This is a genomic window from Natrononativus sp. DTA114 (assembly GCF_059736515.1).
In genome coordinates, this window is the sequence record NZ_JCASSN010000002.1 from 253,647 (window position 1) to 268,160 (window position 14,514).

General features: G+C 66.4%; 14 protein-coding genes. 9 read left to right on the forward strand and 5 right to left on the reverse strand.

Features of this window, described 5'->3' with window-relative positions; all coding sequences use genetic code 11:
- Nucleotides 1-11: 11 nt before the first annotated feature.
- Nucleotides 12-1,082 (reverse strand): methyltransferase domain-containing protein, encoded by a 1,071-nt coding sequence (locus AC6I6S_RS09235; protein ID WP_497949647.1) that lies wholly within the window; start codon nt 1,080-1,082, stop codon nt 12-14.
- A gap of 193 nt (nt 1,083-1,275) precedes the next feature.
- Between AC6I6S_RS09235 and AC6I6S_RS09240 the strand changes: the two genes are divergently transcribed.
- From AC6I6S_RS09240 to AC6I6S_RS09250, 3 genes are all read left to right on the forward strand, one after another.
- Nucleotides 1,276-1,836 carry a TATA-box-binding protein gene (locus AC6I6S_RS09240; protein ID WP_006092636.1) on the forward strand — a complete coding sequence of 187 codons (561 nt, stop codon included), beginning with the start codon at nt 1,276-1,278 and terminating at the stop codon, nt 1,834-1,836.
- A 104-nt stretch (nt 1,837-1,940) separates the two neighbouring features.
- A complete protein-coding gene (locus tag AC6I6S_RS09245; RefSeq protein WP_497949649.1) occupies nt 1,941-2,330 on the forward strand; it encodes a DUF7473 family protein in 390 nt (129 codons plus the stop codon).
- Between the two features lie 402 nt (nt 2,331-2,732).
- Nucleotides 2,733-3,302, forward strand: coding sequence for a DUF7344 domain-containing protein (locus AC6I6S_RS09250; protein ID WP_497949650.1), 570 nt, complete (start codon nt 2,733-2,735; stop codon nt 3,300-3,302).
- Nucleotides 3,303-3,369: 67 nt separating this feature from the next.
- Here the strand turns inward: AC6I6S_RS09250 and hisG are convergent, their stop codons facing one another.
- Nucleotides 3,370-4,278: an ATP phosphoribosyltransferase gene (hisG, locus tag AC6I6S_RS09255; RefSeq protein WP_497949651.1), complete on the reverse strand. Its 909-nt coding sequence runs from the start codon at nt 4,276-4,278 to the stop codon at nt 3,370-3,372.
- 183 nt (nt 4,279-4,461) lie between these two features.
- Here hisG and AC6I6S_RS09260 point away from each other — a divergent pair, with 183 nt between their 5' ends.
- The gene (locus AC6I6S_RS09260; protein ID WP_497949652.1) at nt 4,462-7,077 is read left to right on the forward strand and encodes a heavy metal translocating P-type ATPase; all 2,616 of its coding nucleotides are present in this window, start codon (nt 4,462-4,464) and stop codon (nt 7,075-7,077) included.
- 26 nt (nt 7,078-7,103) lie between these two features.
- On the opposite strand, the gene AC6I6S_RS09265 is transcribed toward AC6I6S_RS09260, so the two are convergent.
- Both AC6I6S_RS09265 and AC6I6S_RS09270 read right to left on the reverse strand, forming a co-directional pair.
- Nucleotides 7,104-7,961: a hypothetical protein gene (locus AC6I6S_RS09265; protein ID WP_497949653.1), complete on the reverse strand. Its 858-nt coding sequence runs from the start codon at nt 7,959-7,961 to the stop codon at nt 7,104-7,106.
- Between the two features lie 59 nt (nt 7,962-8,020).
- The gene (locus AC6I6S_RS09270) at nt 8,021-8,815 is read right to left on the reverse strand and encodes a stage II sporulation protein M (RefSeq protein WP_497949655.1); all 795 of its coding nucleotides are present in this window, start codon (nt 8,813-8,815) and stop codon (nt 8,021-8,023) included.
- A gap of 201 nt (nt 8,816-9,016) precedes the next feature.
- Here AC6I6S_RS09270 and AC6I6S_RS09275 point away from each other — a divergent pair, with 201 nt between their 5' ends.
- Nucleotides 9,017-9,139: a hypothetical protein gene (locus AC6I6S_RS09275; RefSeq protein WP_497949656.1), complete on the forward strand. Its 123-nt coding sequence runs from the start codon at nt 9,017-9,019 to the stop codon at nt 9,137-9,139.
- Nucleotides 9,140-9,141: 2 nt separating this feature from the next.
- Nucleotides 9,142-9,438 carry a hypothetical protein gene (locus AC6I6S_RS09280; protein WP_497949657.1) on the forward strand — a complete coding sequence of 99 codons (297 nt, stop codon included), beginning with the start codon at nt 9,142-9,144 and terminating at the stop codon, nt 9,436-9,438.
- Between the two features lie 15 nt (nt 9,439-9,453).
- Here AC6I6S_RS09280 and AC6I6S_RS09285 read toward each other — a convergent pair whose 3' ends face one another.
- Nucleotides 9,454-10,761 carry a threonine synthase gene (locus AC6I6S_RS09285; protein ID WP_497949658.1) on the reverse strand — a complete coding sequence of 436 codons (1,308 nt, stop codon included), beginning with the start codon at nt 10,759-10,761 and terminating at the stop codon, nt 9,454-9,456.
- Between the two features lie 119 nt (nt 10,762-10,880).
- On the opposite strand from AC6I6S_RS09285, the gene AC6I6S_RS09290 reads away from it, so the two are divergent.
- The 3 genes from AC6I6S_RS09290 (at nt 10,881) to AC6I6S_RS09300 (ending at nt 14,431) form a co-directional block, all read left to right on the forward strand.
- Nucleotides 10,881-12,179 (forward strand): amidohydrolase, encoded by a 1,299-nt coding sequence (locus AC6I6S_RS09290; protein WP_497949660.1) that lies wholly within the window; start codon nt 10,881-10,883, stop codon nt 12,177-12,179.
- Between the two features lie 377 nt (nt 12,180-12,556).
- Nucleotides 12,557-12,979 carry a hypothetical protein gene (locus AC6I6S_RS09295; protein WP_497949661.1) on the forward strand — a complete coding sequence of 141 codons (423 nt, stop codon included), beginning with the start codon at nt 12,557-12,559 and terminating at the stop codon, nt 12,977-12,979.
- A 168-nt stretch (nt 12,980-13,147) separates the two neighbouring features.
- Complete coding sequence (locus AC6I6S_RS09300; protein ID WP_497949662.1) at nt 13,148-14,431, forward strand: adenosylhomocysteinase; 1,284 nt, start codon at nt 13,148-13,150, stop codon at nt 14,429-14,431.
- The last annotated feature ends 83 nt before the right edge of the window (nt 14,432-14,514 follow it).

Genomic DNA, 14,514 nt, shown 5'->3' on the forward strand with positions numbered 1-14,514 from the left:
TCACCACCCTGTCACTCGAGGACGAGCACGTGTCGGACGAGCGACCGGTGAACCCGCCGCTCGAAGGTCGCCTCGAGCTCCCAGCCCGCTTCTCGGGCCTCGGCGGCCCAGGATCGGTTGGCGACGACGACCGCGCGCGAGGCGACCCGCCGCGTCTCGGCGAGCGCGCCGGCGACCAGATCCTCGAGGCGGTGGGTCGCGATCTTGGACTGGCGGCCGTAGGGGGCGTCGAAGACGACGGCGTCGACGGCGTCCGCTCGCACGGGCAGGCGGGTCGCGTCGCCGCGGGCGACGTCGAAGCCCCCCCGTGAAACGCCGGTCGGCGAGGGGTCGTCGGAAGCGAGGAAGTGCTCGAGGTTCTCCCGTGCTCCGCGAGTCATCTTCACTTGGGCGTCGGTGCCAATTACGTCCGCACCGAGCAGGCCGGCCTCGACGAGGACGCCGCCGGTGCCACACATCGGGTCGAGCACCGTTCGTCCGGGTGCCGCACCGGCGATGTTCGTCACCGCGCGGGCGAGCAGCGGGTCCATGCTGCCCGGCTGGAAAAAGGGTTTGTCGGTGGGTTTCCGGGTGCCGAAATCCCTGACGCTCTCGGCGACGAGCCAGCCCAGCGCGCAAGCGTCGACCGGTTCGCCGACCACCGTGTCTACGGCGTCGGCCGCCTCGAGCACCTCGCCGCCCTCCTCGAGTTCGCCCGCCGAAAACGCCACTCGCAGCACGTGGTCCGGGTTCTCGAGGTCGACGGCGAAACCGCGGTCGACGAGCACCTGTCCGAGGACGCGCTCTGCCTCGCCGGTACTGACGCCGCTCGAGCCCTGGACGTCGGTTGCCCGCACCGCGACGGTCCCCCCGCGGCCGAGGCTCGCGGCCTCGAGGGTCGCCCGCGCGCTCTCGATGCTCGCATCGGCGTAGCCGACGAGGTCGCTCGCACGGTGGGTGTAGGCGAGTCCGCGAACGCCCGCGGGAACCACCCCGCGGGCGACTGCGAGACCGGGAGCGAGCCGACGGATGCCGGTCGCGGCGTTGGCCGCCTCACAGGCTGCGAACGCGTCGTCCTCGCCGCCGAACTCGAGCAGATACACACTCGTTTCTCGCGGTGGGCGGACAATGAGCGTACCGTTTCGCCGTCGACTTTGATCGGCCGAAACTCGGCTTCGAGCCGGCGAGAGGGTTCGAACGGGTCTATTCCGCCGCGCGAGTTGTGGTTAGAAACCGGATAGATCAGACATCGGTACCAAGCTTTATAAACCTTAAATACGTCTTTTTAAGCGACTTATGACGGATCCAAAGGACACCATCAACATCGAAAACGTGGTGGCATCGACCGGTATCGGACAGGAACTCGATCTGCAGAGCGTCGCGATGGACCTCGAGGGGGCCGACTACGATCCCGAGCAGTTCCCCGGGCTGGTTTACCGGACCCAGAACCCCAAATCCGCCGCGCTGATCTTCCGATCGGGGAAGATCGTCTGCACCGGTGCGAAGAGTACCGACGACGTTCACGAGAGCCTCCGTATCGTCTTCGACAAACTCCGCGAACTCCAGATCCAGGTGAACGAGGACCCCGAGATCGTCGTGCAGAACATCGTCACCAGCGCCGACCTGGGCCGCAACCTCAACCTGAACGCGATCGCGATCGGCCTCGGCCTCGAAAACATCGAGTACGAACCCGAACAGTTCCCCGGTCTCGTCTACCGACTCGACGACCCCGAGGTCGTCGCCCTGCTGTTCGGGTCGGGTAAGCTCGTGATCACCGGCGGGAAGAAGCCGGTCGACGCCGAACACGCCGTCGACAAGATCGTCTCGCGCCTCGAGGACCTCGGTCTCCTCGAGTAGGCGGCTCGATTTTTCGCCGTTCGTCGCGACGCGCTCGAGGCGCTGCCACAGCCGCTGGAGCCGGTTTCGGCAGGCACAAACCGCGGGAGGCCCTACGGTCGTGCATGGACCTCACCGGAGCACAGGTGACGGCCGAAGGGATCGATCCGGCCGCGGGTGGCCCGCTCGCGTATCTCGGGACCTTTCTGGTCGCGACCGCGTTCTACGGCATCACCCTTCACATCGCCGCGAGATACGTTCTCGGTGAGGTTCGAGTGCGACGCGCGTTCACCGTCGCCCCGGCGCTCGGACTCACGTCGCTTCTCCTCCAGCAGTGGGGGCCGCTCGTCGTCGTTCCGGTGACCCTCGGCGTCGCCTATACCGCGATTCTGATCGTCTACGACACCGGCTACAAACTCACGCTGCTCATCTCCATCGTCTACTACACCGTCGCTGCGCTGGTCGGCTTTACCGTGTTCAACGTCGTGCGACTGCTCGGAACCGCCCCCGGATGAGCGACATAGTACAGCGGATCGAAACGTAATAACCGTCTAACCGGCCCAACTGTCGGTAACGGTTGCCGATTACTATCGCCGTTTCCCTCCGCAATACGATCTATTTAAAACGACTGTTTCGGTGAAACGGTCTCCGTGAAACGGTGATTGAATGTGGATTTTTGTGGACTGTTGCCGGGAAAACGCCACACAGAACCCCGCTCGGTTCGAATTTTCTTTGATAGTTCACCAACACGTGACTCATCATATCCACTGATTATTTCCCAGGCTTAAGCAGCGTTTACGTTCGTCGAAAAATGTCAGACGCAGTCACTCTTCCCGAACCGAATAAAATTCTGTATAATCCATGGAAACGACCAAACCGGTTTATTTTATCCCGGTTTCCCTGATGGATTACGCACCATGACTCTCACCGACGATAGACCTACCGGCACTGTGACCGCGCCCTCCATCGACGATTCTGCGGAACCAGATCCGGTCGATCTCTCCCGCGACGACGTGTTTCACATCCTCCAGACCCAGCGCAGGCGCGACGCGATCGCGTTCCTCCTCTCGACGGACGGTGCGGTCGAAATGCGAGACATCGCCGAGTACGTGGCAGCACAGGAGAACGAGACAACCATCGATGACCTGACGTCTTCGCAGCGCCAGCGCGTGTATATCGCCCTTTACCAGTCGCATCTCCCGAAACTCGATAAAGAAGGAATTATCGAGTACAACAAGTCCCGCGGAATCGTCTGGCCCAGCGACCAGCTGGCGATGTTCGAGCCGTATCTCGAGACGACGAACGGGAGCGAGCCGGTGAGGAAGTCGGCGAACGATTACAGCGCACACTACGCGGCTGCGACCGCCGTTAGCACGGTCCTGTTGTCCGCGTCCGCGGTCGGCGCGCTCGCGATTTCCGGCGTCGCACTCGGCACGATCATCACCGCGTTGTTCCTGCTGGTCACGGTTCTGAGTCTGTTATCCTGACGACCAGTAGCGGTCTCCGCAGATTGGCGCCTGATTTTGCTGTCGACCGGCTACAGGACCCGCCGGATCACTCGACGAGCCGTTCGATTTCGGTCACCAGGATTCCGCTCGCGCCGCGGCGTTTCACCTCGGTGATCGTCTCGAAGACGTCGCGTTCGTCGACGACGGCGTGAACGGCGACGTTCTCGCCGCCGCCGTCGTCAGAACGCGCCGCGTTCTGACTGCTCGGTGAGCCGCCCGACTCACCGTTGTTGGCGATATCCATCACCGTCGGGCCGCCGAGGCCGGGGATCACGTCGCGGACCTCCTCGAGTCGGCTCGCGGGGACGTTCATCATCAGGTACCGCTTGCCGTCAGCGGCGATCACCGAGGAGAGGGCGGTCCGGATCTCCCGGACCTTCGGCTCCTCGAGAACGTCCTCGCGGGCGAACAGCCGGACCGAACTCGAGAGCACCTCGTCGATGATCTTCAGCCGGTTCACCTTGAGCGTGGTTCCGGTGCTCGTAATGTCGACGATTGCGTCGGCCATCTCGACGTGGGGCGTGAGTTCGGTCGCGCCCGTCACCTCGACGATCGTGGGGTCGATGCCGGTGTCGGCGAAGAAGTTCCGGGTGACGGTCGGGAACTCCGTCGCGACGGTTTTCCCGCCGAGATCGGCGACGGTATCGATCTCGCCGTCTTCGGGGGCGGCGAGGACGAGCCGGCACTTGCCGAAGTCGAGGTCGAGCAGTTCCTCGACGTTGCCGACGCCGGCCTCGTGGACCTGATCCAGTCCGGTAATTCCCATCTCGGCGGCGCCGTCGGCGACGTACTCGGGAATGTCCGCCGCCCGGGCGAACAGCACGGTGACCTCGGGGTCGACCGTTTCGGCGTACAGCTTTCGCTCGGCACCGTTCTCGAGGTGGAGCCCTGCGCGCTCTAACAGGTCGATCGTCGGCTCGTGCAGGCGGCCCTTGTTGGGAACGGCGATGCGCATACACCCGTGATTGGGAGCGTAGTAGCAACTGTCTTTTCATCAGTGTCAGTTCGTGTAACCGACCTCTGGGTACCGGTCTCCGTCGCTTTCACCCCTCTCGACTTTACTTTCAAAACGACACGCTGAACGAATCGAAGAATCTGAAGGACAACGCGCTTGAATCTGTAGCCCATACAGTCAGACATGACGACCAGACGGGCGCACCTCGAGATAACAGGCATGTCGTGTTCGACGTGTTCGGGGAGCGTCGAAGACGCCGTTAGCGGACTCGAGGGTGTCCAGGACGTGAGTGCGAACTACGCGACCGACGAGGGGACCGTCGCGTACAACCCCGAGAAGACGTCGCTCGCGGCGATCTACGACGCGATCGAGGACGCGGGCTACGAGGCGGCGGGCGAGAGTCGGACGATCACGGTGCTGGGGATGTCGTGTTCGACCTGTTCGGGGACGGTGACGGAGGCGCTCGAGAGCCACCCCGGCGTGATCGAGGCGGACGTGAACTTCGCCTCCGACGAGGCGCGGGTCCGGTACAATCCGGCGGATGTCTCGCTCGAGGAACTCACTGCCGTTATCGAGGAGGCGGGCTACGAGCCGGTTCGCGACGAGACCGACGACACCCAGGGCGAGAGTCCGCGCGAGCGCGCAGTGGAGAAGGAACTCTCCCGCCAGCGCCGGCTGGTGATCGGCGGCGGCCTGCTGACGCTGCCGTTCGTGCCGATGATGGTCGATATGCTGTTCGGCGCGACGGACGTCGCCTCGCCGGTGCCGATGGCGATCGCTCACCCGCCGGGCTGGCTCGAGTTCGTCCTCGCCACCGTTCTGATGGCCACCCTCGGAAAGGAGTTCATCGCCGGTGCGTACCGCGCGTTCTCGCACAACCGGCGGGCGAACATGGATACGCTGGTCGCGATGGGCACCGCCGCGGGGTACATCTACAGCACGGCCGTTCTCGGCGGACTCATCGCCAGCGAGGGGCTCTACTTCGAGGCCGTCGCCTTCATCCTCTGGTTCATCACGCTGGGTAACTGGCTCGAGGTCCGCTCGAAGGCGCGGGCGGGCAACGCCTTGCGGGAGCTGCTCGAGATGGAGGCGGACGAAGCAACCCTCGTCGAAGACGGCGAGGAGCGCCAGGTCCCCCTCGCCGACGTCGCGGTCGGCGACGTGCTGAAGATCCGACCGGGCGAGAAAATTCCGACCGACGGCGTCGTCGTCGACGGCCAGAGCGCGGTCGACGAGTCGATGCTCACCGGGGAGTCGGTACCGGTCGAAAAGCGCGAAGGCGACGAGGTCGTCGGGGCGACGGTCAACGAGAACGGCGTCCTCCTCGTCGAGGCCACCAAGGTCGGCTCCGAGACGGCGATCCAGCAGATCGTCGAGCGGGTCAAGGAGGCCCAGTCGCGCCAGCCCGAGATCCAGCGGCTGGTCGACAAGGTGAGCGCCTACTTCGTCCCCGCGGTGATCGCAAACGCCACCTTCTGGGCGCTCCTCTGGTTCGCGTTTCCGACCCAACTCGAGGCGTTCGTCTCCGCGCTGCCGCTCTGGGAACCCGTCGGCGGTGGCCCCGTCGCCGGGGTACCCGTCCTCGAGTTCTCCGTGATCGTGCTGGCCTCGTCGCTGCTGATCGCCTGCCCCTGCGCGCTGGGGCTCGCGACGCCGGCGGCAACGATGGTCGGCTCCACGCTGAGCGCGACCAACGGCGTGCTGTTCAAGGGCGGCGACGTGCTCGAGCAGGTCCGCGGCATCGACACCGTCGTCTTCGACAAGACCGGGACCCTGACCCACGGCGAGATGACGCTGACCGACGTCGTGACCATCGAGGACGGCGTCGTCGCCGACGGTGGCACCGAGACCGCTCCCGACGGCGGCGCCCTAGCGGCTTCCGAGGAACCCGTCTCGGAGTTCGTCCTCGGCGCGGCCGCGGCCGCCGAATCCGGTTCCGAACACCCGATCGCCCGCGCGGTGGTCGAGGGCGCCGAGGATCGCGGGGTCGAGTACGGCGAGGTCCACGAGTTCGAGAACGTCCCCGGCCACGGCATCCGCGCGGAAACCGACCGCGGGAGCGTGCTCGTCGGCCGCCGGGAACTGCTCGAGGAGGCTGGAATCGATCCGTCGCCCGCCGAGGAGACGCTTACCGCGCTCGAGCGCGACGGCAAGACGGCGATCCTCGTCGCCGTCAACGGCGAGTTAGCCGGCGTGCTCGCGGTGGCCGACGAGGTCAGAGAGAGCGCCCGCCGAACCGTCGCCGCGCTTCGGGAACGGGGCCTCGAGGTCGTGATGCTCACCGGCGACAACGAGCGAACGGCGAAAGCCGTCGCCCGCGACGTCGGTATCGACGAGGCCAACGTCCGCGCGGAGGTGTTCCCCGAGGACAAGGCCGATCACGTCGAGGACCTGCAGGCGGCGGGCAAGCGAGTGATGATGGTTGGCGATGGGGTGAACGATGCGCCCGCGCTGACGACCGCGCAGGTGGGCGTCGCCATCGGCTCCGGTACCGACGTCGCCATCGAATCGGCTGACGTGACGCTGATGCGCGACGATCCCGCGGACGTCCTCAAGGCGGTCCGGATTTCGGAGGCGACCATCTCGAAGGTTCGCCAGAACCTGTTCTGGGCCTTTATCTACAACACGACGCTGATCCCCATCGCGTCGCTCGGCCTGCTCAACCCCGCGCTGGCGGGGCTCGCGATGGCCGGCTCGAGCGTCAGCGTGATGTCGAACAGTCTGGCGTTCGCCCGCTACGACCCCCACGAGGACTACACGCCGATCGTGTTGCGGCCGCTGGCGTGGGTGCGCGGGTAGGGCCGAACCGAGCGCCGAGAGACTCCCTAGGTGGCGTGTCTGTACCGCTGGAGGAGATATACGACGACGACCGCCCAGAGAACGCCGACGAACCCGAACGTCGCCGGACCGCCCGGCCGATACACCCCTTCGAGCGACGCCACCGCGTAGACGACCGCGAAGCCGGTAAGCGGCGGACAGAGGTACGCCCAGACGGTCGGGACCCACTCCGTTTCGGGCTCTCGAGGTGCCGTCGAGTCGACGAACAGCGCGACGAAGGTGAGTGGCGCCAGTGGGACGAACGCGAACAGCAGGCCGAGAAACGCCGCCAGCGCGACCCCGCCGTCGGGCTCGACCGCCAGGCTCCCCAGCGCCACCGGGGCGACGAGCGCGTAGGCGACGAGGAGACGGTTCCACCAGCGCGAATCTGCCGTGGCATCCGCCGACGCCGCAAACCGGTGGTCGCTGCTGAGCCGCGTCGTCACCCACCCGGTGAGCTGCGCCGTGACCATCGTCACCAGCGCGAGTATTCCGACCCCCAGGAGAATGGAAACCGACGCCAGCGCGACCGTGAGCGCCGCCGTCTGCAGCGACGCGGACGTGATCGCGGTGATGGCGCTGACCAGGGAGGTGAGAACGACCGCGATCGAGCCCGCGAGCCCGGTCCAGATTCCGGCGCGACGGCTGCCGGGCTCTCGGTCCCTGTAGTAGTAGCCGACGATCACCGCGGCTACCAGCAGGGGTTCACCCGCGAGCGAGCTGCTGACGTCGAATCCGCCACCATCCACCGTCATCGTCCCTTCAGAGAGCAGCAGGGTGAACGGCACCGTTGCGAGGCCGGCGAGGATCGCGACCCGCAACGAGTCGTCGGTCACTCCGGCGGGGAGGCGGCGAACTGTTTGCATCTGCCCTCCGGTACCGGGGCCGAAGTATTCAATTTACTGACCTGACCCTGCTGGGGGATTTACGCCCCTTCCTCGAGGCTCCCGCCGATCAGCGCCTCGAGCAGCGCGGGGGTGACGTAGGCCTCGACGAACGCCGCGACGACCAGGATCAGCCACGCGAACAGCACGAGCCAACCGGTCCGCACGAGATACTCTCGCGTGAGGAACGACTCGCGAGCGCCCCGGATGCGGTCGACGAACCGGTGGACCAGCCGAAAGCCGACGCCGGAGGCGACGAACAGGGCGGGAAGCTCGAAGATCCCGTGGGGGACGAGGCCGACGACGATGAAGCCGACGCCCGCGAGTCCCGCCATCGAGAGCGCGATGTTGCCCACGAGCACGCCGTTGAACACCATCACGAGCGCGGTGAACACCCCCAGCGTGAGCGCGCCGAGGATCGCAAACAGGAACGGCGGGGTGTTGTTGAGGATGAAGAAGGTCGCCGAGAGCTCGAGTTCGAACTCCTCGCTCGGATCGTCCCCGTCCTCGATACCGAGCTCGTCGCCGATGAGCTCGAGGAAGAACTCCGTCAGGTCGATGCCGGCGAACAGGAGCACCGCGCCGAACAGCGAACCGAGCCCGAACAGTCCGGTCGCGAACCAGACGTACAGTCGGTGTTCGGCCCACGCCGCGGAGAGCCGGTCGGGAACGGCGACCGAGAGGGCGACCACCGCGAGCGCGGTGAGAGCGGCGCCGGCCGCCACCGCGGGCTCTCCGCGCTCGGCCACCGCGACGAACCCCGTCGCGATCGTTGCGAGAACGGCGAGGGTGGAGACGGCGAGCCAGCCGCGGCCGGTCACCTGAGGATCAGTCACACGATTCGATAGACCGAACGGCTCAATAAAACCCGTCGCCTCGAGCGGGTGTGAAAAACCGCTCGAGGGAGGTCGCCGATTCCGGGTGAGAGTCCGTCACGGGAGGTCATCGGGGCCCGTTCGGATATAGCTCTCACGTCGATTCCCAGCCGCCGGGAATCCACTCGCTGCTTAATCCCGCTGGCTGCCAACGATCGGCTAATGTCCGTTGGAGAGTTCCTCGACGGCGACGAACTGAATGGAACGCAGGCCGCGATCGTCTTCACCCTCTGGATTGCCCTCGTCCTGGGTGCAGGGGCACTCCTCGTTCTCAACGTCTCCTAGGAATGGGGGACGAACCGCCGGCCACCCTGCGCCGATTCGACCTCGAGGGAACCGATCAGATCGTCAGGCGTCACCTCCGCCGGGAGTACCTCGACCACCCGACTCGAGGCCCGTACGTCAAATCGCGAGTGCTGTACGAGGGTGTCGAAACCGAGATCGATCCGGGGTTCTCCCTCGAACTGTTCGGGATGTTCTGTGAGAGTCGGCCCTACCTCGAGAAGTGGTCGCGCGGCTACAGCGGCTCCTACCGCTACCGGATCCTCGGCGACGAACTCGACTGCGAGTCGGCGTCCGTCTGAAACGGCGGGCGCGAATCAGTCTCCGAGAACGCCGTGGGCCGTGAGTGCCTCCTCGATCGCCGGCCACTCGGGGTCGACCCGCGGCGCCTCGTGAGTCCGGCCGTTCTTGAACCCGCTCGAGGTCGCGATCGCGACGACGGGTGACTCGAGGGCGGGGTTCGAAACCGGCTCGCCGTCGGCGGCCACCGCTACGGGGCCGCTTCCGCCGTCCGCCGACGCCTGCCGGCAGAGCGCCTGCAACCCCGCGACGCCGGCGGCCCCCGAATCCTCCTGCCAGAGCCCGCTCCGCGCGAGACGGTGGTGGCTCTCCTCGAGTTCCGGTTCGCTGAAGCCGACGACGAGCCCGTCGCTCTCGCGGATCGCGGCCAGCCCGCGGACGCTGCTCGTGGTCGCCTTGATCGAGTACGCCTCGGTGGGTTCGGACTCGACGTGAGCGATTTCGGCTCCCGAGGCGACGGCCTCGCGTAGCGGGGCGCGAACGCCGGGTTCGCAGGCGACGATCGTCGGTGTCCGGTCGGCGACGCCCAGCGACTCGAGCTCGCGAAACCCCTTCCAGACGCCGTACAGGAGTTCGGCGTAGCAGGTGGGAACCGCGACCGTGCCGGGCACCGCCCCGCCGAACTGGGAGTAGAGCTCGTAGGAGATCGTCTTGTACCCCTCCGGCCCCCATGCGTGGCCGGTGTGAACCTGGGTACGAGAGCTGACGGCGTGAAAACCGTGCTCGTCGGCCAGGCGGTTGACCGCGTCCTGGCGGGCCTCGATGTCGTCGACCGCGAGCAGGGTCGCGCCGTAGCGCTCGATAAAGGCCTGCACCGCGGGCGGGGTCTGCGAGGCGGTGAAGACGACGCAGGGGAGGCCGGCGCGAGCGGCGTAGGCGGCCGCGGCGGCCCCGTGGTTTCCGGTCGAAGAGGCGACGACCCCCGCGGCCCCGTCGCGAACGGCGGCGCTGACGGTACACCGGTTCAGCCGGTCCTTGTGGCTCCAGGTGGGGTTCTGACTCTCGTCTTTGACGTACAGCTCGTCGAGGCCCAGCCAGTCGCCGACCGCCGGCACCGAGATCAGCGGCGTGTTTCCCTCGCCCAGGCGCGTTTCGGGCGCGAGCGGCGGCAAGAGAGGCTGCCATCGCTCGAGACCCGATTTCGGGGGCGCGTCGAACAGCGCGGGGTCGACGTCGTCGTACTCGTAGTCGACGCCGACGGGGTACTGCATCTCGTCGGTGCTCGTCTCGGGACAGCCGGCGGTGAGCGCCGGCTCGAGGGGATACTCGACCTCGAAATCTGCAAGCGAGCGCTGGGCGGTCGCGAGCGACCGATCGGGGTTCATGCCGGGCGCAACGAGGTGTCGGGAAATAGCTCTGGTGGAGCCGTCCGCGGGGGACCGGAAGCCCCGAGACCGCGACGGGAGACGGCAGATTGACGCCCCCGGAGCGGAAACCTCGAGCCATGAGCACGCTGGCGATCACGGGCGGACGGCTGCTCCTGCCGGAGCTGACGATCGAACGCGCGGACGTACTGGTCGACCGGAAGACGGGTGAGATCCTCGAGATAGCCCCCGACCTCGCGGGCGACGCCGACGAACGACTCGACGCTTCGAACTCGCTCGTCACGCCGGGGTTCGTCAACGGTCACTGCCACGTTGCCATGTCGCTGCTGCGGGGGTACGCCGACGACAAGCCCCTCGAGACGTGGCTCCGGGAGGATATCTGGCCGGCCGAGGGGGCGCTCACGGCCGAGGATATCCGCGTCGGGACCGAACTCGGCGTCCTCGAGATGATCAAGTCGGGGACGACCGCGTTCGCGGACATGTACTTCGAGGTTCCCGAAATCGCCGGCGTCGTGGAGGAGGCCGGCGTTCGCGCCCGCCTGGGACACGGAATCGTTACCATCGGAAAGGACGGGGAAGCCGCGCGTGCGGACGCCGAAGAGAGCCTCGAGGTTGCCGCGGAGTTCGACGGGGCGGCCGACGGCCGGATTTCGACGGCGTTTATGCCTCACTCGCTGACCACCGTCGGCGAAGCGTATCTCGAGGAGTTCGTCCCCCAGGCCCGCGACATCGGCGTGCCGGTCCACTACCACGCGAACGAGACGACCGAGGAGGTCTCGCCGATCGTCGAAGAACGCGGGATGCGCCCGCTCGAGTACGCCCTCGAGGTGGGGATGCTCGAGAGCGAGGACTTCCTCGCCCACGGCGTCCACGTCGACGAAACCGAAATCGACCTGCTCGCCGACAGCGGCGCGAGCGTGATCCACTGCCCCGCCTCGAACATGAAACTCGCCAGCGGGATGGCCCCCGTTCAGGACCTGCTCGACGCCGGCGTCACCGTCGGCCTCGGCACCGACGGCGCGGCCTCGAACAACGACCTCTCGATGCTCGACGAAGCCCGCGACGCGGCCATGCTCGGCAAGCTCGCGGCCGACGACGCGAGCGCGGTCCCGGCGGAGGCGGTCGTCGAGATGATGTTTCGAGGAAGCGCCGCGGCGCTCGGCCTCGAGTCGGGCCGCCTCGCCGCGGGCGCCCCCGCCGACCTCGCGGTGATCGAGCTCGAGAAACCCCACCTCACGCCGGCCCACGACCTCGTGAGCCACCTCGCGTACGCGGCCGCGGCGGCTGACGTGCGCCACACCGTCTGTGACGGCGAGGTGCTGATGCGCGATCGGGAGGTTCAGACCCTCGAGGAGGGAACGGTGCTCGAGCGCGCGAGCGAGCGCGCCTCGGCGCTGGCCGAACGGGTCGACGATTGAGCGGTAGGCGAGCGAAGAGCGATTCTGAACGATCTGCGGCTCCGATAAACGCTCAAAACGGTTCTCGAGGCGCTATTACCGTTCGCAAACGACCGGAACAGCCGGCGGGGTTTATTCGTTGTTTCTTGAATATCTCGAGTGGAATGAGACACGACCAACGTCTGGCGGCGCTGCTTGCCGCCGTAATGATACTGTCCGTGATTGCACTGCCCGGAATGGCTGTTGCGGATGAAACCGGGGTCCTTGACGTCGAGGTCACGCCCGACGATGCGTCCGTTACTGTTAGTGCGAACAATAGCTCAGTCGAGAACGCTACAATCGACATTTCGGTGACAGACGAGAACGCCTCATACGTCGACGAGGGCTTACATGAGAACGTGACTGACGAGAACGGGACGGCCTCGTTTTCGGCCCCAAATGAAACGGTGAACGTGACCGTTACGGCGACCGCTGATGGCGCATCCGGAACGGCGGATGCGACCCTCGAGCCGGCATCCGATTCCGAGGATAACGAGTACGAAGCGTCGACCTTCGGCGGCATGGTCTCGCTGTTCGTTTCGAACAACCTCGGAGAATCTGACGACATCTTCGGACTCTCGGTGGCGAGTTTCGTCCTCGAGAACAACCCGGGTAATGCGCCCGCACACGCCGGTCCGTCCGGCGACCAGGGGCCGCCGGACCACGCCGGTCCGTCGGACGATAGCGACGACGAGGAGGACGGCGACGAGGAAGACGATGACCGCCAAGGGCCGCCTGCACACGCCGGCCCGCCGGGTGACGACGACTCGAACGACAGCTAACCACTCGACACGTTCGCGCGACGGATTTTTGCTTCCGTCAGAGGCACGCTCCCGTCGTCGGACCGTTGTATCGACTCGAGTCCGCTCGAGAAACCGGTTCGAACGGATCGGATACTCCACCGCTGTCGCTTCGGTAGCGTTTTCCCTTCCGTCGCACTCTATTCGCGCATGACTGCGTATCCGCCGATCAGCGAGCAGCTAGATGATGTAGCGGCCGCTCGCGAGGAGGGCCGACGCAAGATGGACTGGGCGAGCCAGCACATGCCGATCTTAGAGCACCTGCGCGAGGAGTTCGTCGCCGAGCAACCGTTCGAGGGCGAGCGCATCGCGATGGCGATGCACGTCGAGGCGAAAACGGCGATCCTGGTCGAGACGCTCGCGGAGGGCGGCGCCGAGGTCGCGGTGACCGGCTGTAACCCGCTGTCGACCCACGACGACGTGAGCGCGGCGCTCGAGGCCCACGAGAACATCACGAGCTACGCCAAACGCGGCGTCGACGACGAGGGGTACTACGCCGCCATCGAGGCCGTCATCGCCCACGAGCCGACCATCACGGTCGACGACGGGATGGACCTCGTCGCCGCGATCCACGAGGACCACCCCGAACTGATCGAGGGGATCGTCGGCGGGGCGGAGGAGACCACCACGGGCGTCCACCGCCTGCGCGCGATGGACGAGGACGGCGCCCTCGAGTACCCCGTCTTCGCGGTGAACGACACGCCGATGAAGCGGCTGTTCGACAACGTCCACGGCACCGGCGAATCTTCGCTGGCCTCGATCGCGATGACCACGAACCTCTCGTGGGCCGGCAAGAACGTCGTCGTCGCCGGCTTCGGCTACTGCGGCAAGGGCGTCGCCCGGAAGGCCTCGGGCCAGAACGCGAACGTCATCGTCACCGAGGTCGAGCCCCGGCGGGCGCTCGAGGCCCACATGGAAGGATACGACGTGCTGCCGATGGCCGAGGCCGCCGAGATCGGCGACGTCTTCCTCACGACGACGGGCAACCGCGACGTCGTCGTCGAGGAACACTTCGAGGCCATGAAAGACGGCGTCCTGCTGGCTAACGCCGGCCACTTCGACATCGAGATCGACCTCGAGGCCCTCGACGATCTCGCGGTCGACCGCTACGAGGCCCGCGACGGCGTCGAAGCGTACGAACTCGAGGACGGCCGCCGACTCAACGTCATCGCCGAGGGACGACTGGTCAACCTCGCAGCCCCCATCTCGCTGGGTCACCCCGTCGAGGTGATGGACCAGAGCTTCGGCGTCCAGGCGGTCTGTGTTCGGGAGATGCTCGAGAACAGTGACGCGTACGATGCGGGCGTCCACGACGTTCCTGACGACCTCGACAAAGAAATTGCCGAGATCAAACTCACCGCCGAGGGCGTCGAGTTCGACGCGCTCACCGACGTCCAGCGCGAGTACATGGGCTCGTGGGACCACGGAACGTAACTCGCGGGGGCCGCCCGCAGCCGTGGGGTTGACGACTGTCTATTGCTAGCGCTCCTCCTTTACAACCTTCCTGCAGTTTTGAT

Excerpts from the sequence above, each read along its gene's own strand:
- AC6I6S_RS09240 (WP_006092636.1), top strand. The coding sequence starts at position 1,276 with ATGACGGATCCAAAGGACACCATCAACATCGAAAACGTGGTGGCATCG.
- AC6I6S_RS09245 (WP_497949649.1), top strand. The coding sequence starts at position 1,941 with ATGGACCTCACCGGAGCACAGGTGACGGCCGAAGGGATCGATCCGGCC.
- AC6I6S_RS09250 (WP_497949650.1), top strand. The coding sequence starts at position 2,733 with ATGACTCTCACCGACGATAGACCTACCGGCACTGTGACCGCGCCCTCC.
- hisG (WP_497949651.1), bottom strand. The coding sequence starts at position 4,278 with ATGCGCATCGCCGTTCCCAACAAGGGCCGCCTGCACGAGCCGACGATC.
- AC6I6S_RS09260 (WP_497949652.1), top strand. The coding sequence starts at position 4,462 with ATGACGACCAGACGGGCGCACCTCGAGATAACAGGCATGTCGTGTTCG.
- AC6I6S_RS09265 (WP_497949653.1), bottom strand. The coding sequence starts at position 7,961 with ATGCAAACAGTTCGCCGCCTCCCCGCCGGAGTGACCGACGACTCGTTG.
- AC6I6S_RS09275 (WP_497949656.1), top strand. The coding sequence starts at position 9,017 with ATGTCCGTTGGAGAGTTCCTCGACGGCGACGAACTGAATGGAACGCAG.
- AC6I6S_RS09280 (WP_497949657.1), top strand. The coding sequence starts at position 9,142 with ATGGGGGACGAACCGCCGGCCACCCTGCGCCGATTCGACCTCGAGGGA.
- AC6I6S_RS09285 (WP_497949658.1), bottom strand. The coding sequence starts at position 10,761 with ATGAACCCCGATCGGTCGCTCGCGACCGCCCAGCGCTCGCTTGCAGAT.
- AC6I6S_RS09290 (WP_497949660.1), top strand. The coding sequence starts at position 10,881 with ATGAGCACGCTGGCGATCACGGGCGGACGGCTGCTCCTGCCGGAGCTG.
- AC6I6S_RS09300 (WP_497949662.1), top strand. The coding sequence starts at position 13,148 with ATGACTGCGTATCCGCCGATCAGCGAGCAGCTAGATGATGTAGCGGCC.